The 21,604-nt window shown below is 45.2% G+C and carries 21 protein-coding genes and 1 other RNA gene; 2 read left to right on the forward strand and 20 right to left on the reverse strand.

Annotated elements, in window-relative coordinates; all coding sequences use genetic code 11:
• Positions 1–58: 58 nt before the first annotated feature.
• The 16 genes from M72_RS13525 to secG all read right to left on the reverse strand — a co-directional run bounded on the left by M72_RS13525 (position 59) and on the right by secG (position 15,055).
• Positions 59–1,228, reverse strand: coding sequence for a galactokinase (locus M72_RS13525; protein WP_022045981.1), 1,170 nt, complete (start codon positions 1,226–1,228; stop codon positions 59–61).
• A gap of 149 nt (positions 1,229–1,377) precedes the next feature.
• Positions 1,378–2,487, reverse strand: a complete 1,110-nt coding sequence (locus M72_RS13530) for a glycoside hydrolase family 53 protein (RefSeq protein ID WP_055068596.1) — start codon at positions 2,485–2,487, stop codon at positions 1,378–1,380.
• 25 nt (positions 2,488–2,512) lie between these two features.
• The gene (locus M72_RS13535; protein ID WP_055068597.1) at positions 2,513–3,451 is read right to left on the reverse strand and encodes an AraC family transcriptional regulator; all 939 of its coding nucleotides are present in this window, start codon (positions 3,449–3,451) and stop codon (positions 2,513–2,515) included.
• A 69-nt stretch (positions 3,452–3,520) separates the two neighbouring features.
• Positions 3,521–3,739 (reverse strand): hypothetical protein, encoded by a 219-nt coding sequence (locus M72_RS13540; RefSeq protein WP_022045978.1) that lies wholly within the window; start codon positions 3,737–3,739, stop codon positions 3,521–3,523.
• Positions 3,712–5,565, reverse strand: a complete 1,854-nt coding sequence (locus M72_RS13545; protein WP_055068598.1) for a hypothetical protein — start codon at positions 5,563–5,565, stop codon at positions 3,712–3,714. Before M72_RS13545 ends, M72_RS13540 begins: the two co-directional genes overlap by 28 nt.
• A 394-nt stretch (positions 5,566–5,959) precedes the next feature.
• Positions 5,960–7,141, reverse strand: coding sequence for a phosphoribosylaminoimidazolecarboxamide formyltransferase (locus M72_RS13555; RefSeq protein WP_055068600.1), 1,182 nt, complete (start codon positions 7,139–7,141; stop codon positions 5,960–5,962).
• A gap of 38 nt (positions 7,142–7,179) precedes the next feature.
• A complete protein-coding gene (locus M72_RS13560; protein WP_022045975.1) occupies positions 7,180–7,893 on the reverse strand; it encodes an IMP cyclohydrolase in 714 nt (237 codons plus the stop codon).
• Between the two features lie 64 nt (positions 7,894–7,957).
• Positions 7,958–8,104 carry a hypothetical protein gene (locus M72_RS18320; RefSeq protein ID WP_155177269.1) on the reverse strand — a complete coding sequence of 49 codons (147 nt, stop codon included), beginning with the start codon at positions 8,102–8,104 and terminating at the stop codon, positions 7,958–7,960.
• A 174-nt stretch (positions 8,105–8,278) separates the two neighbouring features.
• Complete coding sequence (locus tag M72_RS13565; protein ID WP_055068601.1) at positions 8,279–9,292, reverse strand: DnaJ C-terminal domain-containing protein; 1,014 nt, start codon at positions 9,290–9,292, stop codon at positions 8,279–8,281.
• Positions 9,293–9,546: 254 nt separating this feature from the next.
• A complete protein-coding gene (locus tag M72_RS13570) occupies positions 9,547–10,167 on the reverse strand; it encodes a methylated-DNA--[protein]-cysteine S-methyltransferase (RefSeq protein WP_022045973.1) in 621 nt (206 codons plus the stop codon).
• Positions 10,168–10,198: 31 nt separating this feature from the next.
• Positions 10,199–10,879, reverse strand: coding sequence for a 3'-5' exonuclease (locus M72_RS13575; protein WP_022045972.1), 681 nt, complete (start codon positions 10,877–10,879; stop codon positions 10,199–10,201).
• A gap of 19 nt (positions 10,880–10,898) precedes the next feature.
• Positions 10,899–11,447 carry a hypothetical protein gene (locus M72_RS13580; protein WP_022045971.1) on the reverse strand — a complete coding sequence of 183 codons (549 nt, stop codon included), beginning with the start codon at positions 11,445–11,447 and terminating at the stop codon, positions 10,899–10,901.
• A gap of 244 nt (positions 11,448–11,691) precedes the next feature.
• Positions 11,692–12,031: a transfer-messenger RNA gene (gene ssrA, locus M72_RS16555) on the reverse strand.
• A gap of 23 nt (positions 12,032–12,054) precedes the next feature.
• Positions 12,055–12,522, reverse strand: a complete 468-nt coding sequence (smpB, locus tag M72_RS13585) for an SsrA-binding protein SmpB (RefSeq protein ID WP_022045970.1) — start codon at positions 12,520–12,522, stop codon at positions 12,055–12,057.
• Positions 12,523–12,621: 99 nt separating this feature from the next.
• Complete coding sequence (rnr, locus tag M72_RS13590; protein ID WP_055068602.1) at positions 12,622–14,754, reverse strand: ribonuclease R; 2,133 nt, start codon at positions 14,752–14,754, stop codon at positions 12,622–12,624.
• A 61-nt stretch (positions 14,755–14,815) separates the two neighbouring features.
• Positions 14,816–15,055 (reverse strand): preprotein translocase subunit SecG, encoded by a 240-nt coding sequence (secG, locus tag M72_RS13595; protein WP_022045968.1) that lies wholly within the window; start codon positions 15,053–15,055, stop codon positions 14,816–14,818.
• A 226-nt stretch (positions 15,056–15,281) separates the two neighbouring features.
• On the opposite strand from secG, the gene M72_RS13600 reads away from it, so the two are divergent.
• Complete coding sequence (locus M72_RS13600; RefSeq protein ID WP_082413925.1) at positions 15,282–15,608, forward strand: transglutaminase-like domain-containing protein; 327 nt, start codon at positions 15,282–15,284, stop codon at positions 15,606–15,608.
• Between the two features lie 50 nt (positions 15,609–15,658).
• Complete coding sequence (locus M72_RS13605) at positions 15,659–16,240, forward strand: type II secretion system F family protein (protein WP_055068604.1); 582 nt, start codon at positions 15,659–15,661, stop codon at positions 16,238–16,240.
• Here the strand turns inward: M72_RS13605 and eno are convergent.
• The 4 genes from eno to M72_RS13625 all read right to left on the reverse strand — a co-directional run bounded on the left by eno (position 16,235) and on the right by M72_RS13625 (position 21,602).
• Positions 16,235–17,605, reverse strand: coding sequence for a phosphopyruvate hydratase (gene eno, locus M72_RS13610; RefSeq protein WP_055068605.1), 1,371 nt, complete (start codon positions 17,603–17,605; stop codon positions 16,235–16,237). The two genes, M72_RS13605 and eno, sit on opposite strands and share 6 nt — an antisense overlap.
• Before the next feature lie 130 nt (positions 17,606–17,735).
• Positions 17,736–19,187: an adenylosuccinate lyase gene (purB, locus tag M72_RS13615; RefSeq protein ID WP_022045964.1), complete on the reverse strand. Its 1,452-nt coding sequence runs from the start codon at positions 19,185–19,187 to the stop codon at positions 17,736–17,738.
• Between the two features lie 36 nt (positions 19,188–19,223).
• Entirely contained in the window at positions 19,224–20,696 is a 1,473-nt protein-coding gene (gene purF / locus M72_RS13620; RefSeq protein ID WP_055068606.1) for an amidophosphoribosyltransferase, read from the reverse strand.
• 15 nt (positions 20,697–20,711) lie between these two features.
• Complete coding sequence (locus tag M72_RS13625) at positions 20,712–21,602, reverse strand: phosphoribosylaminoimidazolesuccinocarboxamide synthase (RefSeq protein ID WP_261291840.1); 891 nt, start codon at positions 21,600–21,602, stop codon at positions 20,712–20,714.
• Between the last annotated feature and the right edge of the window lie 2 nt (positions 21,603–21,604).

Genomic DNA, 21,604 nt, shown 5'->3' on the forward strand with positions numbered 1-21,604 from the left:
CTGTCGGCAAATGCGGTTCCAATCAGTTCCGCACACATTTACCCTATGTAATACGTTCTTAAATCAGACGGCTTGGGCCATCTCCGATGGAAACCACATAAAATTCCGGTGTCTTTCCGACTTTTTCCTCATATGCCTTTGTCAGCTTCTCCTTGAATTCGTCCACGGATGCATCCTTTACGATACTGACCGTGCATCCACCGAATCCGCCTCCGGTGATACGGGAACCGATCACACCAGGAATCTTCCATGCTTCATCCACAAGTACATCCACTTCCGGACAGGAGGTCTCATAATCGTCACGCAGGGAAACATGGGAAGCATTCATAAGTTTTCCGAATGTTTCAATATCGTTTTCCTTCAGAGCCCTGACTGCTGCGATTGTACGCTGATTCTCGTAAACCGCATGTTTGCCTCTCTTTCTGGCAACTTCATCCTTAATGGCTCCCTTGTACTGCTCAAACTGCTCATCCGTCAGATCTCCAAGCGTTTTGATATCCACAACGGTCTGCAGATCCTTCAGTGCCTGTGCACTCTCATTTCTGCGGTCATTGTATGCGGAAGTAACCAGGCTGTGTTTTACCATACTGTTGGTGACGACAATTTTTGCCCCGTCAAGTACGATTGGTGCATATTCAAAAGAAAGATCCGAAGTATCAAGGAAAATTGCATTGTCCTTTTTACCCATGGCAGATGCAAACTGATCCATAATTCCACAGTTGCAGCCATTGTAATTGTTCTCGGAATACTGTCCGATCAGAGCCAGATCCTGATTGGTCACATCAAAACCATACAGATCCTTTAACATATATCCGGTAACCACTTCTAAGGATGCGGAAGAAGAAAGTCCGGAACCGTTTGGAATATTTCCGAATAATGCAATATCCAGACCGGTTTCCAGTTTCATGCCACGTCCTTCAAATGCCCACATAACACCCATCGGATAGTTGGTCCACAATCCATCCGGGTCCGGAGTAAATGCATCCAGAGAACTTTCGATCACACCCAGCTCATCGAAGTTCATGGAATAAAAACACAGTTTCCGGTCGGTTCTCTTTCTTGCTGCCATGTATGTTCCAATAGTAAGTGCACATGGAAATACGTGTCCGCCATTGTAATCGGTATGCTCACCGATCAGATTCACACGTCCCGGTGCAAAATATACTCTGATGTCCCCCTCATCGCCAAAGATCTCTTTAAACTTTGCTAATACATCATTCTGAATCATTGTTCTCTCCCTTTCTGCATGTTCATCCGCTGCTTGGTGCAACGGTTCGTTTTCTTGATAATTCCATTATACATAAAGGGGAATTCTTTGCAATATGCTTTGCGCAACTTGCAACATTCCCCTTCCTTCATGCAACATTTTTACATATCTTATTTTCTAAAATCACGAATCACTTCCAGTGCCGGAAGGACATTTCCATCGTAGTCAAACAATGCCTGATTTGCCCACTCATTGCCACATGGTCCCGGATCATTCATATACTTTAAGGATGCCGGCGTTGCCCAGCCGCTTCCGTGTACCGGAATCCATGCAGGCTCCCACCAGAAAAATCCCAGACCTTTGTTGTCACGCACATGTGCCACGCGGTTTAAGAAGTCCTTCGTAAAATCTGCCTGTCCCTGTACCGTCATCGGATACTCGATCTTTGCCACAAGTTCCGGCTTTGTCGCATATCCCTTTCGCTCACTGTCCTTTAGTTTCTCATACGGCTTGTAATCTTCCATGGTATATCCCATAGAAACCTCTGCCACGATCAGTTCCTTCCCGTAACGGGCTGCCATATCGTTCATGTTGTCTTCAAGCATCTGCAGGGTGCCATGCCAGAACGGGTAATAGGAAAGTCCGATATAATCAAAATCTTCCCCACGCTCCATATAATGATCAAACCAGTCGCGGTACATCTCATTGTTTCCACCGTTGTCGAGATGAATCATCAGCGGGATCTCCGGCTTAACGGCACGGCATGCCCGGATACCGGAACTGATAAATCTTGCAATATTGTCATAATTCGGCTTTAATCCCTCCGGCCAGAGCAGTCCGTTGGTCACTTCGTTGCCCACCTGGATCATTGTCACATTGACACCGGCTTCCAGTACTTTGCGCAGAGAATCCTCGGTAAACTCATAAACTGCCTGTTCCAGCTGGTCCGCATCAAAATCTTTCCACGCCTTTGGCTTAATCTGTTTTCCCGGATCTGCCCAGAAATCACTGTAATGAAAATTTAATAATACGCCGAATCCCGCATCGGATACTTTCTTTCCGATGGCAATTGTCTCTGCCAGATCATTGCATCCGGCACCGTACGGTTCACCGGTTTCGGAATACGGGTCATTCCACAGACGCAGACGGATTGTGTCCACATCATAATCTCTCATGATGTCTAAAATATCCCGCTCTTTTCCATGGTCATAATATTTTGCCCCACAGCGCTCTAACTCAAGCAATGTGGAAAGGTCCATTCCTTTAATAAATCTGCTCATCTTTTCTCCTTTTCTTCGAAAACGTTTACCATCCCTTTAATGCGTTAATATGAAAGTTCTGTAATTTCCGCTCATACCGCTGTGGATTGATCTTCCACTGGTATGGCGACGTATTAAAAAATTTTTTAAAATTCCGGTTAAAGGTGGAAGTTGTGGAAAATCCTGCCTTTCTGGCAACCTCATCCATTGAATCATTGCCATGCTTCATCTGTTCACACGCGTATTGTACACGCACCAGATTCACATAATCCATCGGCAGCATATGCACATATTCTTCAAACACTTTCCGGAAAGATGTCTCACTCATCCCACAGACCTGCGCAAGGGTGCACACTTTTACCTCTTCCTGATAATGGTCATTGACAAACGTGAGTGCATCTGCGATCTGCCGCATTGTTCCGCTTCCTGCCGCCTCAAGTCTCGTCTGTGTCTGTACTTCATTCAGACGAAACATCTCATACACCAGCGCATGCAGATAACTTGTGATCACCTGACGATAATACGGACTCTGCTTTTTTTCTTCCCGGATGATGGCATTGACGATCTCTGCAATCTCCGGATACTCGCTTCCATGCAGCAAATGTGCCGATCTGCGTACCAGTTCAATGGCCTCATTTTTTTGTGCGATCCGGTCGCCATACAGTTCCTCCATGACATGGTTGACATCCACATATAAAAATTCCCAGGAATTCCGAACCATTCCATTACTGATCGTTGTATGTGGAATATTCGGAGGAATCAGAGTGACAGAATTTGTCTGGTAGGTATACGTGTGTTCATTTATAATAAGCTCCCCTTCGCCTTTTCTGCAAATTCCAATCTCCATAAGGTTATGGAAATGCAGATAAAAATTGTCATGTCCGTATACCCGGTTCCACTCCTCTCCCAACAAAGCAAGTACCGGTTCTCCCTGTGGAATTTCATAAAAACGCAGTTCCACGGTTTCTTTTTGTTTTCGTCCCATAGGCATATTATACTCCCTGAAAGTTATACCCTGATATTAAAAACGTGCGGCAGCTGCCGCACGTTCTTTTTAGTCGAAATCAAACTTATCGAATCTCTTATGCATTGCCCCATAACGGAATCGAACCATCTCATTTTTCGCTAAAACGTCTTCCTCCGTACCTCTGTACTGGCAGCGGATACAACTGTAAATCTTTGTATCTTTATTGTAGAACATATCGATGTCGAGGTCTCTCATAAAGCAGGACGGACATCTGTAATTTAATTTGCCTTTTCCAAGTTGAGCCATGTTGCAAATACCTCCTTGTCTGTAATAGTCTTCTTATATCCAAGTTTAAACATTGGTGAGAATGCATATCCTTCCTCAATGTATCCTTCTGCGTCTGTAGAAGAAGCAGTCAGGGAAACTTTGGTGTCGATTGGAGGCACTACAGCGCTGACTGCGGTTGCTCCTGCCAGGACTTCACTGCGGCACTTGTATGCATAGTGAATGGTCTTTTCATCTGCACCTTCGCATTTTAATACGACAGATGTCATATCTTCCGGATACTCTGTGGTTCCGTAGCATGCTACCATGTACTCATCAATGGTAACCTCGGCATCAGGATCACTCATCTCGAGAATATTTCTTTCGATCTTGATCTTAGAAGAACCTTCCTCAAAATATTCCTTTGTCTGTAATTTTACTGTCAGTCCGTTAAACTCGATGGTTACCGGGTCCAGTGTCAGGATTCTGGTATTGCCTTCCTGTGAGAAATGTGCATGTGTCGGGCAGAGGCACAGATCTACTTCCTCACCCTTGTAGCAGAGCTTCGCACTTCTGACTGTTCCTTCTCCTGCGTAATGTGTAAAGTATCCGGCACGGTACTTCTCCTGAATCAGGAATGGATAAGAAGCATCCTGTACATGAGGTGTTCCGATACCAACCGGCCAGTTTAATTTTGCAACATATGGACGAAGGTCAACAATCGCACCACCCTGATCCATATTAACACAGGCTCTCATAAACGGATCGCAATACCAGAACAGCTGCTTGTCAGATCCGTATAAAATATCTCTCCAAAGGGCACATTCCGGCTCTGTATAACGTTTCTCGTCGGTAATGCCTTTCTTCTTTCTGTAGTGATCTGCGAACTCGGACATGGTCATATCTACCAGCTTGCCCTCTTTCTTCAAATCTCCGTAATACTTACATCCGTCACTGTATGACTTTAACAGCAGATCATATGGAGCCTCCCAGCGGCCCATCTTGTTCATCCAGCCTGGTCCGACGAACATCATGTTGTAAGCATATCCATTGTTGTATTTTTCCAGATCACGATACTGATCGATCAGGTTATACAGATACGGATACTCCCAGGTCTTTGTATCATAAATCATACCGCGAAGCACGTTCTGTGGATGTGTACCGAAGTTTGATCCGTTTCCGTCATAACATGCAATCAGATCACGGGAAAGGTGTGGGATAGCTACGATTCCACTGTCCTCTGCCTGATTTGCTGCCGGCGCATGTGTATTCTGCTTGGATGGAATCCATGGTGCCCATGGGCCGCCATCGAAAAGTGTATACCAGGAGTTGTTACAGGTATGATATGCTTTCGGGCCTTCCTCCCAGCAGGTAGCTACCGCACACTTCACAGACGGGTAAGCTTCCTTCACATAATTGATCAGTTCTGCATCCATATAGTAGGAACCGGTTGACTCCGGATAAAAGCCGAAACGATCATGGAATTTCTCGAACACATCATTAACGATTGCCTTCTTGTCTTCCATGGAAAACATCCAGATACAGAAATCTTTTGTCTTATATTTCTCACGGAACTCTTCGCAAGGCAGTCCCAAAAGGGAAAGTGCGATTTCATCTCCATAGACTTCATGATCATGTTTTGCGATCTCAACCGCTTCATCGTTAAACAAAGAAGCGTATGTCATCTGAATGGTAACTTTCAGGCCATTCTCATGTGCCAGTCTCTGCTGTGTCTTGAAAATATCGAGAGACTCTGTAAGTAAAGCCTTATCTCCGATATCCTCTTCCTTTCCCTGTCCGGTCACGGTTGCAGAATACTCTGGAACCATCTCCGGGCGATGGATGATGTTTACAATAAATTTGTCCATCTCGTTCTCCCTCCGCTAGATGTATTTTATTTCTGGACTGCGCTTTTGCGCAATCGGTTGTTCTATGGTTCTAGTATAACAAGAGAGTCCCACAGTGTCAATGTATAATTTTGATATATTTCGCTTTCTTTTTTGCACACTTTTCACAATTCCAAGCATATTCTTTTTTATTTGCGCAATCGGTTGTTTCATGTAATTTTCAATATTTTTCGTATTTTTTAGTATATTTTTCATGCATATAGAACCCACATTTTGCGCAAATTCATTTATTTTTCATCATCCAAACACAAAAACAGCCATTTGGATATTTCCAAATGGCTGTTTTTGTGTTTGGATTTTAGAGTTTATGATCCTACGAACAGATTCCGCATGTCCGTATCCTGTCCCTTTGAAATTAGTGATGGAATAAACGGATTCCAGTAAAGCTCATAACCATACCGTATTTATTACATGTCTCGATCACATTGTCATCACGTACCGATCCGCCCGGCTCTGCCACATACTTTACGCCGCTTTTGTGTGCGCGCTCAATATTGTCGCCAAATGGGAAGAATGCATCCGATCCCAATGCCACATCGGTATTTTTATCCAGCCATGCACGCTTCTCTTCTGCGGTAAATACCGCCGGTTTTACCTTAAAAATCTTCTCCCATGCACCATCTGCAAGGACATCCATATAATCCTCACCCATGTACAGATCAATGGCATTGTCACGGTCCGCACGCTTGATACCGTCAACAAACTGCAGTCCTAAAACCTGTGGAGACTGGCGCAGCCACCAGTTATCTGCCTTCGAACCAGCCAGACGGGTACAATGGATACGGGACTGCTGTCCTGCCCCGATACCGATTGCCTGTCCGCCCTTGACATAACATACAGAGTTAGACTGTGTATACTTTAAAGTGATCATGGAAATTGCCAGATCAATCTTTGCCTGCTCCGGCAGTTCTTTGTTTTCTGTCACGATGTTGTCAAAGAAATCATCTCCGATATGAAGTTCATTTCTTCCCTGCTCGAATGTGATACCAAATACATCCTTATGCTCGATCGGAGCCGGCTCGTATGCCGGATCAATCTCGATTACACAGTAATTGCCCTTCTTTTTCTGCTTTAAAATTTCCAAAGCTTCCTCAGTATATCCCGGAGCAATCACACCATCGGAAACCTCGCGCTTGATGACCTTTGCTGTTGCTGCATCACAGATGTCTGACAGGGAAATAAAATCTCCGAATGAAGACATACGGTCTGCACCTCTGGCACGGATATAAGCATTTGCAAGCGGTGTAAACTCAATATCCATATCATCAACCCAATAAATTTTCTTTTCCACGTCAGACAGTGGAAGTCCTACCGCTGCACCAGCCGGGGAAACATGTTTGAAAGAAGTTGCTGCCGGAAGTCCGGTTGCCTTCTTTAATTCCTTTACCAGCTGCCATCCATTAAAAGCATCCAGAAAATTGATATATCCGGCTCTTCCGCAGAGCACCTTAATCGGCAGATCTTTGCCATCTGCCATATAGATTCTGGCCGGTTTCTGATTTGGGTTACATCCGTATTTTAATTCATATTCCTGCATGATTTTCTCCTTTTTCAACAATCCGCTCTTATTTATTTTTATTTATTCTTGTTTACAATTCTTGACTCATAGTTTCCGGTCTCAATGTCAATAAAACGTACAAACAGGGAAACTTTATTATCCTCATTTAAATTCTCCCATACCATTTTCGTAAACGTATCGATATCTCCATCAATATCAACCCAGGTTGGTTCACCCTCGAAACTTGGCAGTGGATTTCCGTCTCCCATATAAGTATGGATAAAATGTCCCTCTCCTGCAACCGGGTTGCTGTATGCAAACGTGTAACGGTTGCATGCATCCGGATTTCCGTTGTTGCTCTTTAAGATAGACATCGCATAATTGAACTCACCCTTATCAATGTGCATGATACCGGAAATACGTGGAGTATAATTTGGTGCGTCCGGCTCAAATTCTCTGGTGCGCAGCGCCTGCTCAAATGTCTGCTGCTTATCCATCAGCTCATAAATCGTATCGGTCTGATCTCCGTTTGTCACAATCGTCTTGTTGCCAAGTACTCGAACCGGTGCGTAAATGATCAGGCTCGGATCTTCCAGCTTTGACGGATCAAATGCCTGTGTACGGATACCTTCGCCATCCTCTACAAATACACGATTACGGCTGTTTGCGCTTCTTCCCATAATAAAATAAGCAGTTACCGCCTTCTTTCCATCCTTAGAACGTCCGATCACAATACCACGTCCCGGATATGTTGTTGCGCCTAATTCTTTACTGAGTGCTACCTTCTGCATTTGTTTCTCCTTTCGCAAATACGCCTAAAATAAATAAAAACCGACACATCCGGGAACCCACATTTCAATCAAATACATATTTCATGTATTTCCCTGCAATGTGCGGTGCCCAGACGGTCGGCCCCTGCGGTGCTTCTCTGAAGCATCGCCTTATCTGCGGTACATCTGTGATGTATCGCCCTATCTGCGGTGCAATTTTTGGATCTGTCACCTTTATATCTCTTGTTATACTCCACGTGGTTCTTCCACTTATCCGTCAGTCATATAACTAAATTTATTTAAGCATGGAAAGTTCCTCTTGTCAAGGGATCTTCTGTTATTTCATCGTTACTATTCACTCACATGTTACTGTTCACAGGTTACCCTGCGAACAGTAACTTCGCATTCAGCTGCATGCCCGTGCATATTCCTGTAATTTTTCTTTTGCAGTCTGCGACAAATGTGTCGGAACCTCTATCTGCACCTGGGCATATTCATCTCCGTGAACTGTCGGATTATTCATAGCTGCTACGCCCTTTCCTTTCAATCGGATTTTTGCCCCAGACTGTGTACCCGGTTTAATCTTACAGACAACATCTCCATACAACGTATGGATCTTTATCTCTCCTCCGAGCACAGCTGTTGTATACGGAATTTTCACCGTCGTATAAACATCCTGGCCTTTTCGCTCGTAACCAGATTTTTCTCCGACTTTGACTTTGATCAGCAGATCTCCGTCCTTTCCATTGTACCCTTTCTGTCCTTTCCCTTTCAGACGCACAGACTGCCCGTTTGCAATGCCTGCCGGAATATGCACTTCAAAGTTCTGGCTCTTTCCGTCACTGGAAGAAAGCGTAAACCTTTTATCACAGCCAAATACCGCTTCTTCAAAGCTGATCGGTACTTCCGTCTCGATATTTTGCCCTCTTTCCTCATGTACTCCGCCAAAACCACTGCCAAATTCTCCGGTACTTCCAAATCCGCTTCTTCCGCCAAAACCTCCGGTTCCGTGGAATCCACCTTTTTTTCCAAACAATTTGTCAAGAATATCATCCATATCGGAAGAACCATCAAAATGGAACTCCTGATATCCGCTGCCTGGTTCTCCGGAAGAATACGACTGATAAAATCCTCCATTTCCAAATGGATTCCCGTACTGTGCCTGTTTCATCTTCTCCGGATCAAAACCTGCCTCCAGCGAAATCGGACCATACTCATCATACAACTTCCGCTTCTTCGGATCTCCCAACACTTCGTAAGCTTCCGTTACTTCCTGAAAAATCTTTTCCGCATTTGGATTTCCTTTATTCATATCCGGATGATATTTTTTGGCAAGTTTTCGATATGCCTTTTTAATCGTTGCTTCGTCTGCATTTTTATCTATTCCCAAAACTTCGTAAAAATCTCTTTTTGCTGCCATAATTATCACCTCACCAATCACAAAAACAGGAACTGCTTTCTAAAATGCACTTCCTGTCATTCCATCTCAGTCAGAGCATTTTCCACTAAGACGTACTTATATCTTTGCTTCAGTTTTGTTATAGCATTGTTTTTAGCACTCGTCAAGCACGTCTGCTAACAATTTTCTTAATTTTTTCTAAATTGGTGATTCACGGCATGGTCTGAGGCTTTTGATTTTTGCAAGAGGAACGGAACACGCAGCAAAACAACGACTTATATACCATAGATTTTTAAATCAACACGTCCATCGACAACTGCAATTCCATCCGCCTGCAATAGCCTTGCCTGCGCACCTTCTCCACCAAACGCAAATTCTCCAGCTAATTCTCCCTTTGCGTTCACCACACGATAACAGGGAATCTTCTCCGGATCCGGATTTTTATGCAATGCATTTCCCACGGCGCGTGCCATCTTTTTATTTCCGGCCATCTCCGCAACCTGTCCATATGTTGCCACTTTTCCGCGCGGAATTTTTTTAACCGCTTCATAAATCCGTCTGGTCGGACTGTCCGTAACCAGATCATAGCTTTCCGCAATCATACGCTGGATTTCCTGCTCCGGAACGGTACCATCCAGAATAATGGTATTCCAATGATCTTTATTCTGATGCCATCCCGGAATGACAGATGCGTAGGTACTTCTCCAGAAATCACGCCACTGCGGATCCGCTTTCACATTTAAATTAATGTATCCTTCCCTCTCATAGGTCCATAAAAACACCTTTTTGCTTCCTTCTACCCTCACAAGCTGCCAGTTATTATCATGAAACGGTGCCTCCTGATAGGTTTTCGGAAAAGACAATGCATATGCCAGCGCCTCTTCCCTTGTTTTCATACACTCCTCCTTACGGTTTTTCCGTCATATATCATATATTTTCTGTATATCTGCATGTCGGAAATCCCATACATCCCCAAAACTCTCCGAACCTTCCGTTCCTTTTTTTCAGTGGCTGCCCACACACCGGACAATTTTTTATTTCAATATTCCGCCCGGTAGTACCATCCAGCTCCTTTGCCAGCTTTTCAAAAATCTGCTGGTTCATTCGGCAATCGTTTAATGCACGGTGAGCCCCGGCTGTGGAAATCCCGTAATATTGTGCCAGATCCCCCAGACGATGATGCGAAAGTTCCGGCAGACAGAGCCGTGCCAATTTCAGTGTGTCAATGTAATCGTTGGTTAGTGTCTGACCGAAATACCGTTCACAATCACGATACAAAAATTTCATATCAAAACGATTGATATTATGTCCTGCCAGCACATCATCTCCGATAAAAGCAAGAAATTGCTGCAATACGGAATCAAACATTGGTGCAAACGCCACCATATCATCCGTGATATGATTTACTGCACTTGCCGCGCTGGGAATCGGTCTGCCCGGATTCACAAGCTGACTGAACTCTTCTGTAACAACGCCGTTTTTTACTTTGACAGCCGAAATTTCAATAACCTCGTCATATTTACTCGAAGTACCGGTTGTCTCAAGATCATAGAGTACATAATCCGGCACATACTGATTAATCAATTTCCCTTTTGTATTTCCTAACATCTTTTGTTCCTTTGCCTTTTTAGGATTGTTTCAGGAAAAAACGCAGACTTCCAATCCGAAGTACCGCTCCCTGGGAAGCCGCACCGTTTTCAAAGTTTCTTGCAATTGTTTCCTTTTCCACGCTTAATGTCTTTACAATGTAAAATTCCTTCTTTGCCGCCGTCGGTGCATTGTGCATAAATTGCATCACTTCCTGCAGGTTTCCAGATCCGGCATAATCCTCGCCGAGCACCGTATGGGCATCCTTTTCCTGAAACACATGCGGAATGACCGAATCAATCGCTTTATCGTAATCCGCATTTCCCACATCGATCCGGATGCGCGCCAGACAGCTTCCGTCCCCCGGCTGTTCCACCTGATAATCCAAAAGCTGCAACTGCCCCCACTTCTGATTCACTGCCTCCTGCCATTTTGGAAGGAACTGACCTTTCTGCGCATTCAAAACACTGACAATCATGGAAATTTTTTGTTTATCCGAAAGCTTCATAAGCATACCCAGTCCCGGAATCTTCGGAAGTTTTACCTGATCAATATTTAATTCTGTAATATCTGCTACCAGTCGAAACATTTCTTCTCCTTCATCTTTGGTTATTTTCTATGCTATCATGCTATCACTTTTTTCGTAATTTTTCCACTAAAATAACACTCACAATATTATGCTATAATTTCATTTGGCACCGCCAAACCGGATTCACCAGAAAAGTCAGATCAATACCGTTTTGATGATGATATACAAGTATGTATTTATGATAATCTTGTAATCAATATCACGGAATTATTAAAATAAAAAGGTGCTTATTTAAGCACCTTTTTAGTGGACTAGACGGGAGTCGAACCCGTGTCCAAAAACCAATTCCCTGTCCTTCTACGAGTGTAGTTTATTCTTTGACATTCCCTCCGCCACACGAAAACAAACATCCTTGTGGTTTTAGTAGCTTCATGATACGCCCACAGGTGCAAAGCTTAGCCTGCGTCGTTTCTCACAGAGTCGAAGCCTGGATCCTAAAGTGTGAGTGCCCTAGGTCAGACTGCTGCCATTAGGCAGCGTATGCTAAATTATCTTCAGCGTTTAATTTTAATTGTGGAATTTAACGTATCCCGTACGACTCGCTTCTCCAGCTGCATGATCCCTGTCGAAACCATTACTAGCCCTTGCAATGTTTTTTGCGAAACACCTATCCAAGATTCCGCACTTTGAAATCCCGTTCGGCTTCCCGCCGCTGGTCTTTTTTGGCAATGTCCTGACGCTTATCGTAAAGCTTCTTTCCTTTTGCCAGAGCAACCTGCACTTTTACAAGACTTCCTTTGAAGTATACTTCCACTGGAACAATCGTGTATCCTTTCTGCGCGATCTTACCGACCATCTTCTGAATCTCTTTCTTGTGCATCAGAAGCTTGCGCGGCCGGAGCGGATCTTTGTTGAAAATATTTCCCTTTTCATATGGGCTGATATGCATACCATAGAGGATCACCTCCCCATTTTCAATATGGATAAAGGATTCCTTGATGCTGCACTTGCCCATGCGCATGGACTTTACTTCGGTTCCAGCAAGAGCGATACCGGCTTCAAAAGTCTCTTCGAGAAAATAATCGTGATAGACTTTTTTATTGTTGGCTATTAACTTCTTCGGTTGTTTCGCCATCCCGGCTCCCTCCTTTTTGTTCTGTAAACTCAGTGTATATGATTTTCCTGCAAAATGCAATAAACTGCTGCTTTTATTTTGAAAATTTTAAGAATTCCATCAATTTTCGTCAGAATCTGCGAGTGTAAAATCAATCGTCCGCATGATCCGGTCACAGTTATCCACCGTCACACGCACCTGCTGCCCCAGTTTAAACCTGCGGTTCGTTGCTTCTCCCACCAGTTCATAAGTTTCTTCATAATACTGATAAAAATCATCGGTGAGGGAAGTCACACGTACCAGACCCTCCACAGTATTTTCCAGCTCCACGAAAAATCCGTACTCTGCGACTCCGGAAATAACACCGGCAAAGGTTTCTCCGATATGGTTTTCCATATACTGCACTTTTTTCAGCTTAATTGTCTCCCGCTCGGCCTCATCTGCACGCCGTTCCATCTCACTGGCATGCTTTGCAACCTCCGGCAGTATCTGCGTATAGTGGCCAATGCGCTTTTCGCCCAGACGTCCCCGCAGACTGTCCTTGATAATCCGGTGGATCTGCAGATCCGGATACCGGCGGATCGGCGAAGTAAAATGGCAGTAACAATCCGCTGCCAGACCAAAATGCCCGGTATTTTCCACCGTATAGCGTGCCTGCTTCATCGAGCGAAGGGTCAGACGGCTGATCAGCGGTTCCTCCGAAGTTCCGTCGATTTTTTCCAGCAGCTTCTGCAGTTCTTTCGGATGCACCTCATCACTTCCTATGTGGAGAGAGTACCCGAAATTATTGATAAACGTGGATAGTTTCTGTATTTTTTCCGAATCTGGCTGCTCATGCGTACGATAGACAAACGGAAGTTCTCTCCAGTAATATTCGGCTGCCACCGTCTCGTTTGCAGCAAGCATAAAATCCTCGATCAGTTTCGTTGCCACATTGCGGTCATACGGACGGATATCTACCGGATTTCCATTCTTATCCAGAATCACCTTTGTTTCCGGAAAATCAAAGTCGATGGAACCACGTTTCATACGTTTTTTACGAAGAATTGCTGCCAGTTCTGCCATCTTTTCAAACATCGGAACCAGTGGCTCATATTCCGCCATCACCTCCGGATCATGGTCTGCCAGAATTTTTTTCACATTGGTATACGTCATACGCCGGTCCACGCAGATAACTGACTCTGTGATTGTGTGATCGATAATTTCGCCCTTAGGATTGACCGTCATGATGCAGCTGAGTGCCAGCCTCTCTTCCCCCTGGTTAAGGGAACAGATTCCGTTTGACAGGGCATGCGGCAGCATCGGAATCACCCGGTCCACCAGATATACAGAAGTTCCTCTCTTCAACGCTTCCGTGTCAAGAGCACTGTGCTCCTGCACATAATTGGACACATCCGCAATATGCACACCCAGAATATAATTTTCATGGTCCATGGTAAGTGACACCGCATCATCCAGATCCTTGGCATCTTCGCCATCGATGGTCACCATCTGCCAGTCGCGCAGATCCATGCGCCCTGCCATATCCGCTTCCGATACCGGCTTTGCCACATGCTCTACCTGCGTCATGACCTTCGGATCAAATTCCACCGGAAGACCGTACGCGCGCACAATAGAAAGGATATCCACCCCCGGATCATTGATATGCCCGAGAATCTCCACCACTTTTCCTTCCGGATTCTTTCCCTTTTTCCCGTACTGTGTGATTTCAACAACGACTTTATGACCGTTTACAGCTCCTTTCGAACGCTCCAGCGGAATAAAAATATCCGAACCAAACTTTGGATTATCCGGCACTGCAAAGCCAAAATTTTTATTCAGCTGATACGTGCACACCACCTGCTTCATGCCCCGTTCAAGCACATGCAGCACCTTTCCCTCCCTGCGGCGTCCGGTCACTGCCGGTGATACGGAAATCTCTACCGTATCCATATGCATCGCACCATTGGTCTCGGATTCCGGAATAAAGATATCTTCCTTTTCCCCCTCCACGCTGACAAATCCGAATCCTTTCGGATGTGCCTGGAACGTGCCTGTGATCTTTTTCTCTTCGGATTTGCTGAACTTTCCTCTCTTTGAACAGACAATGCGCCCTTCTGTCATCAGTTCATTTAATATCTGTTCCAGCTGTGGGCGCTGATCCTTCTTCACTCCGAGGACGATCGCCAGTTCCTTGATTTTCATCGGAACATACATATCATCACACATAAAGTCATATATCATTTTTTTCCGCTGTTCATACTTTGCGTCCATACCCAGATCTTCTCCTTATATAATGAAAAAAGCTGCCGATGTAATCGACAGCTTCCGGTTTCTACCAGATTCCCAAATTCAGAACCATTGCAATGACAAGGAACAGAATCACAAAAATTCTTGTAAGCTTTACAAGCATTCCTTCCATGGAACGTCCCTTATTTTTGCCCCAGTAAGTATCTGCTGCTCCGGCGATCGCGCCAAGACCTGCAGATTTACCCTCCTGCATTAAGATAATCACTGTAATTACAATACTCAGTATAATAAATACAATAGTTAAAATCGTATTTAAAACGGTCACGATTTCCACCTCCTAATTCTAAACTCACGACTAATTAATTATATCATAAAAGAAAAGTCTTTTCAACATTTTTTTATATTTCACAATTTTCCTTTTCATTTCCACTTTATAATATAACACAGATAATATAGAACTTACTGTATCATTAGGAGTATACCATGAAATCCTGTCAAATGTACAGATTTATTCCGATTATATTACTGTGTGTTTGTCTGTTCACTGGTGGATGTTCCCAAAGTACGTGAACTTCACCGCCGATTCCCTCCCTGTGGCCAAGGCCGAAGAACTTGCAGACGGTGCTTCCAGCGATCTGGACATCATCAGCAGTGTATATAATTATATCATTACACATTTTACCTATGATTATTCCAAAGCTTCCAGTGTAACAAGCGGATATCTTCCCGATACCGATGAGGTTTTCACCGCTGAGAAAGGAATCTGTTTTGATTACGCTGCAGTCATGGCCTTTCTGATGATCGCCGTGATTCTGGTTCTGATGCAAAAGTCGTACCTGTTTTTTCCAAAGTTTATGCCGAACTCGGAAGCGAGCTGACCGGGACCGCACGGACGCTTCTGCACATCAGTACCATTCTCAATCATTATATGCTTGGATTTATCATTGCCTTTCTGGTATTGCTTATCATCTGTATGATTTTATATCACACCGATCTCGGGCGCGTATTGTTCCTCGGACAGAAACTTGCCATGACGGTTGCCTCAGGACGCGTTGCAAACTGCCTGTATCTGGTTCTCTCCAGCGGACTCGACAGTAATATCGGTCTTACCCTGGCACGCGAACTTGTCAATAATCCGCATATGCAGGCACTTATCGACAAATGTCACGAGAATATCCGCCACGGGGAATCATTCGACAAAGCACTGCTGCTGTCCGGCATCTTTTCCCAGATGTACGCCAGCTGGATTGTAATCGGTTCCCGGACCGGCGAAATGGAAAGCATTGTTTCCCAGCGGGAGATCAATACCGATACCGCAAGCTATCTGACGGCACTTCGTGCTGCATTGCGCCAGATCAACGGTATTATCTACACTTCTGCCGCAGAAAATATGATCGCCATGGACAGTAGCATCTTACAGCTTTATAAAGACGGACGAATCGACAAACACACCGCCATCTCGGAAGCGGTCAATCCGGAGATCATGTCCAAACGTCTGAATCTCTTATAATGTTTCACTGATCCGCAGAAGCTGGTTATACTTGGCAGTGCGCTCTCCTCTGCACGGAGCGCCTGTCTTGATCCAGCCGGCATTTACTGCCACCGCGAGATCTGCAATAAAAGAATCTTCCGTTTCTCCAGAACGATGTGAAATAATTGCCTTATAGCCGTTCTTCTGTGCCAGTTCAATCGCATCCATGGCTTCCGTAAGCGTTCCGATCTGATTGACCTTAATCAGCACAGCATTTGCCACCTTAAGATCCATTCCGCACCGGATTCGTTTCACATTCGTGACAAACAGATCATCTCCCACCAGCATCACCTGTTCTTTCATGCGCTTTGTCAATTCCTGCCAGCCTTCCCAGTCGTCTTCATCCAGACCGTCCTCAATAGAAATCAGCGGATATTCCGTGGTAAGTTCTTCATACAACGAAATCATTTCCTGTGCACTGCGCAGGATTTCTTTTTTTTCGGTGGTTTCCTGCGTTTTCACATGTGCGTCAGATGTATAAGCACCGCCCTGCGTGTCCGGACGCCGCAGATTGACATCCACCTCTGCATGTGTCTGCGCTTCTCCCGGAAAATGATACATTCCGTCTTCCTCACTGTACAGCTCGGATGCTGCCGCATCCATGGCAAATGCAACATCGCTGCCCACCTTATATCCGGCTTCCTCCACGGCACGCTGCAGACATGCAAACACTTCTCCCGCATTGGAAAAATCCGGTGCAAATCCGCCTTCATCCCCCACTGCCGTCAGTTTGCCTTCTTTCTGCAAAATTTTTTTCAGAAAATGATAAATTTCCGCACCCATCCGGAGTGCATCCGGAAACGACTCGGCTCCGACCGGTACAATCATAAATTCCTGAAAATCCAGGTAATTCTTTGCGTGCGCTCCGCCATTTATGACATTCATCATCGGCATCGGCCATTTTTTTGCATTCGGTCCTCCCAGATAACGGTACAACGGCATATCCAGTGCTGCCGCTGCGCAGCGCGCACAGGCTAAAGAAACACCAAGTAAAGCATTGGCCCCCAGATTTCCTTTGTTGTCTGTCCCATCCAGTTCCACAAGTTTGCGGTCAATCTGTACCTGTTCCAGCACATTCATTCCCAACAGCTCCTTGCGGATCTTTGTGTTGATGTGATCCACAACGCGCTGTACTCCAAGCCCAAAATAACGTTCCTGTCCATCCCGCAGCTCAATCGCCTCAAATCTTCCGGTACTGGCTCCGGATGGCACAGATTCCCTGCCCGTAGTCTTCTTTCCCGTTGTCTCTGTCTGCGCGGTCACTTCCACCTCAACCGTAGGATTTCCTCTTGAATCCAGAATTTCCCTTCCATGAATTTCAATAATTTTGATCATCAGACCCATTCCTGTTGTCCTCCTTTTTTCATTATTGTGTGAAAAAGAAAGAAATTTATTCAAATCCAAAGAAAAAGAAAGACCTCCCATGTTATGGGAGGTCTCTTAGCATAACCGACCGGTCTGTTTATAGGTTCATTTATACGTTAATTTCTGCAGTAACGCCGAGTTCCTCTTTGTGTGCATCCAGCACTGGACGAACCACATCACGCAGGAATACTTCCACCTGACGCGGTGCACGACCCACATACAGCTCCGGTTTTAAGTTTGCCTCGATCTGTTCTTTTGTCAGACCAAAAGCCGGATCTGCTGCAATCAGATCTACCAGATTGTTATCCTTACCCTCTTCCTTGACGGTCTTTCCTGCCTGCATGGACAGCTGACGGATTTTCTCGTGCAGTTCCTGACGGTTTCCACCCTCTTTTACGGCATCCATCATAATATTTTCGGTTGCCATGAATGGAATCTCTGCCATAAAGTGCTTGTAAATTACCTTCGGATATACCACCAGGCCATCTACAACATTTAAGCACAGATCCAGGATACCATCGATTGCAAGGAATCCTTCCGGAACCGACAGACGCTTGTTGGCAGAATCATCAAGTGTACGTTCAAACCACTGTGTTGCAGAAGTAATGGCCGGATTTAATGCATCTACCATCACATAGCGGGACAGGGAAGCGATACGCTCACTCCGCATCGGGTTGCGCTTGTATGCCATCGCAGAAGATCCGATCTGGTTCTTTTCAAATGGCTCCTCTACTTCTTTTAAATGCTGCAGAAGACGGATATCGTTAGACATCTTATGCGCACTGGCAGCAATCCCTGCTAAAACATTTAAAACACGGGTATCCACTTTACGGGAATAGGTCTGTCCGGAAACCGGATAGCAGGACTTAAATCCCATTTTCTCTGCGATCATCGGATCAATCTTATCGATCGTCTCCTGATCCCCGTCAAAAAGTTCCAGGAAACTTGCCTGTGTACCGGTCGTTCCTTTCGATCCGAGCAGTTTTAACGTACTCTGTACATACTCCAGATCCTCCAGATCCATCAGAAACTCCTGTGTCCAGAGTGTTGCACGCTTTCCGACTGTTGTCGGCTGTGCCGGCTGGAAATGCGTAAATGCAAGGGTCGGCTGATCCTTATATTTTTCTGCAAAATTGGACAGCTCCGCAATCACGCTGACCAGTTTTTTATGTACGAGCTTTAATGCCTCATTCATAATGATGATGTCTGTATTATCTCCGACATAGCAGGAAGTAGCCCCCAGATGAATGATACCGGCTGCCTTCGGGCACTGCTGTCCATAAGCATACACATGACTCATGACATCATGACGCACCAGTTTTTCACGTGCAACTGCTACATCATAATTAATATCATTGACATGTTCTTTCATCTCATCAATCATATCCTGTGTGATGACCGGCTTTCCATTCTCGGAAAGTCCGAGTTCCATCTCTGTCTCAGCCAGTGCGATCCAGAGTTTTCTCCATGTGGAAAACTTCATATCCTGGGAAAAAATGTACTGCATTTCCTTGCTGGCATAACGCTCGGAAAGAGGGCTTGTATATCTGTCTGTGCTCATGTTCTTCTCCTTTTATTTGAATACATTGGTAACAACTTATCGGCTCATCTTGCGCTCAAGATCAATCTCTTTGTCATAATACTCTCCGCGAATGTCCTGTTTCGGCGGTTCCATCGGGTATTTGCCCGTAAAACAGCCGGTACAGATCGGAAGTCCTTCCGCCATTTCTTTCAGACGGTCGATTCCGAGATAACCAAGGGAATCTGCTCCGATAATCTGGCAGATCTCTTCAATCGTACGGTTGTAGGCAATCAACTGCTCACGCGCCGGAATATCGGTTCCGAAATAACAAGGCCATAAAAATGGCGGAGAACTGATGCGTACATGCACCTCGGTTGCTCCTGCATCCCTTAACATGCGCACAATACGATCCGATGTCGTACCTCTTACAATCGAATCATCGATCATAATGACACGTTTCCCTGCCACTGCCTCACGCAGCACATTCAGCTTCACCTGTACGCTGGATTCCCTGCTGCTCTGCTTTGGCTTGATAAACGTACGTCCCACATAGCTGTTCTTGACAAAGGCTGTACCATACGGAATCCCGGATGCCAGAGAATAGCCAAGTGCTGCAGCATTTCCGGACTCCGGCACACCTGTCACCAGATCTGCCTCTACCGGGGAATCCTGTGCCAGAAACTTTCCGGCCTTGATCCGGCTTGCATATACACTCACCCCGTCAATATGACTGTCCGGTCTTGCAAAATAGATGTACTCAAAAATACAGCGTGCTTCCTTTTCTTTCGGAAGTGCCATGGTCATATCGGACTCAATACCTTTTTCCGGAGAAATGGTCACAACTTCTCCCGGCAGCACATCACGCACAAATGTTGCACCAATGGTGTCAAGTGCACAGGTTTCCGATGTGATAATATAAGAATTGTCACGCTTTCCGATACAAAGCGGCTTAAAGCCGTATGGGTCACGCGCCCCGATCAATTTACGCGGACTTGTCACAACCAGTGCGTAAGCTCCCTTAAGACGCTGGCACGCACGGCGCACAGCTTCTTCTGCTGACTGGGAATTCAACCGTTCCCTCGCAATATAGTAGGCAATCACCTCAGAATCAATGGTGGTCTGGAAAATTGCTCCCGTATATTCCAGCTCCTTACGAAGCTGCGGTGCATTGATCAGATTGCCATTGTGGGCAAGTGCCAATGTACCTTTGACATAATTTAACACGAGTGGCTGGGCATTTTCACGGGTAGAAGAACCGGCCGTTGAGTAACGTACATGTCCGACTCCGATGTCCCCCTTCATCTGCTCAAGATTTTCCGGTGCGAACACTTCATTTACAAGTCCCATTCCCTTGTAGGAAAGGACCTTGCCCTTAGGACCGCTGGTATCGCTGACTGCAATACCGCAGCTCTCCTGGCCACGGTGCTGCAGGGCAAACAGTCCATAATATATTGTCGATGCTACATCTGCACCGTCAAAATCATACATTCCGAAGACGCCACACTCCTCATGAAGTGTATCCGCATCATAACTGTTATTCTGAATCATTGTGATCTCCTATATCTATCTTGTAAAAGGCTTACCTGTCAGAAGCTCATATGCTTCTTTGTACTTATCAACGGTCTTTGTAACAACTTCTTCCGGAAGAAGGAAATCATTGTCCGGATTTGCCTTGAGCCAGTCTCTGACATACTGCTTGTCGAAAGAAGGCTGTCCCTGTCCCGGCTTGTACCCTTCCAGTGGCCAGAATCTGGAGCTGTCCGGTGTAAGCATCTCATCACCGAGAACGACTTTACCGTTCTCGTCCAGACCGAACTCAAACTTGGTATCTGCAATGATAATTCCTTTGGAAAGTGCATACTCTGCACATTTCTTGTAGAGAGCGATGGTGCAATCCTTGATCTGTGTTGCGTAATCAAGTCCTTTTCCAGGATAAATTTTCTCCAACACATCTACAGACTGCTCGAAGGAAATATTCTCATCATGATCGCCCAGATCGGCCTTGGTACTCGGTGTATAAATCGGCTCCGGAAGCTTATCAGACTCTACCAGTCCTTCTGGAAGCTTAATGCCACACACCGTGCCGTTTTCTTTGTAGCTTGCCCAGCCGCTTCCTGTGATATAGCCACGAACGATACACTCGATTGGGAGCATCTCAAGCTTCTTGCACATCATGCTGTTTCCGTCAAAACGCTCCTGTTGGAAAAATTCCGGCATATCCCTGACATCTACAGAAATCATATGATTCGGAACAACATCCTTTGTAAAATCAAACCAGAACTTTGACATCTGGGTCAGAATTGCGCCCTTGTCCGTAATCCTGTTCTTTAAAATGTTGTCAAATGCGGAAATACGGTCAGTAGCTACAATGATCAGGCTGTCTCCGTTATCATAGACTTCTCTTACTTTTCCTTCTTTGAATGGTTTAAATTCCTTCATTTTCGCTCTCCTTATTC

Origin of the sequence: Roseburia faecis, from assembly GCF_001406815.1 — a bacterium.
Taxonomy (GTDB): domain Bacteria; phylum Bacillota; class Clostridia; order Lachnospirales; family Lachnospiraceae; genus Roseburia; species Roseburia faecis.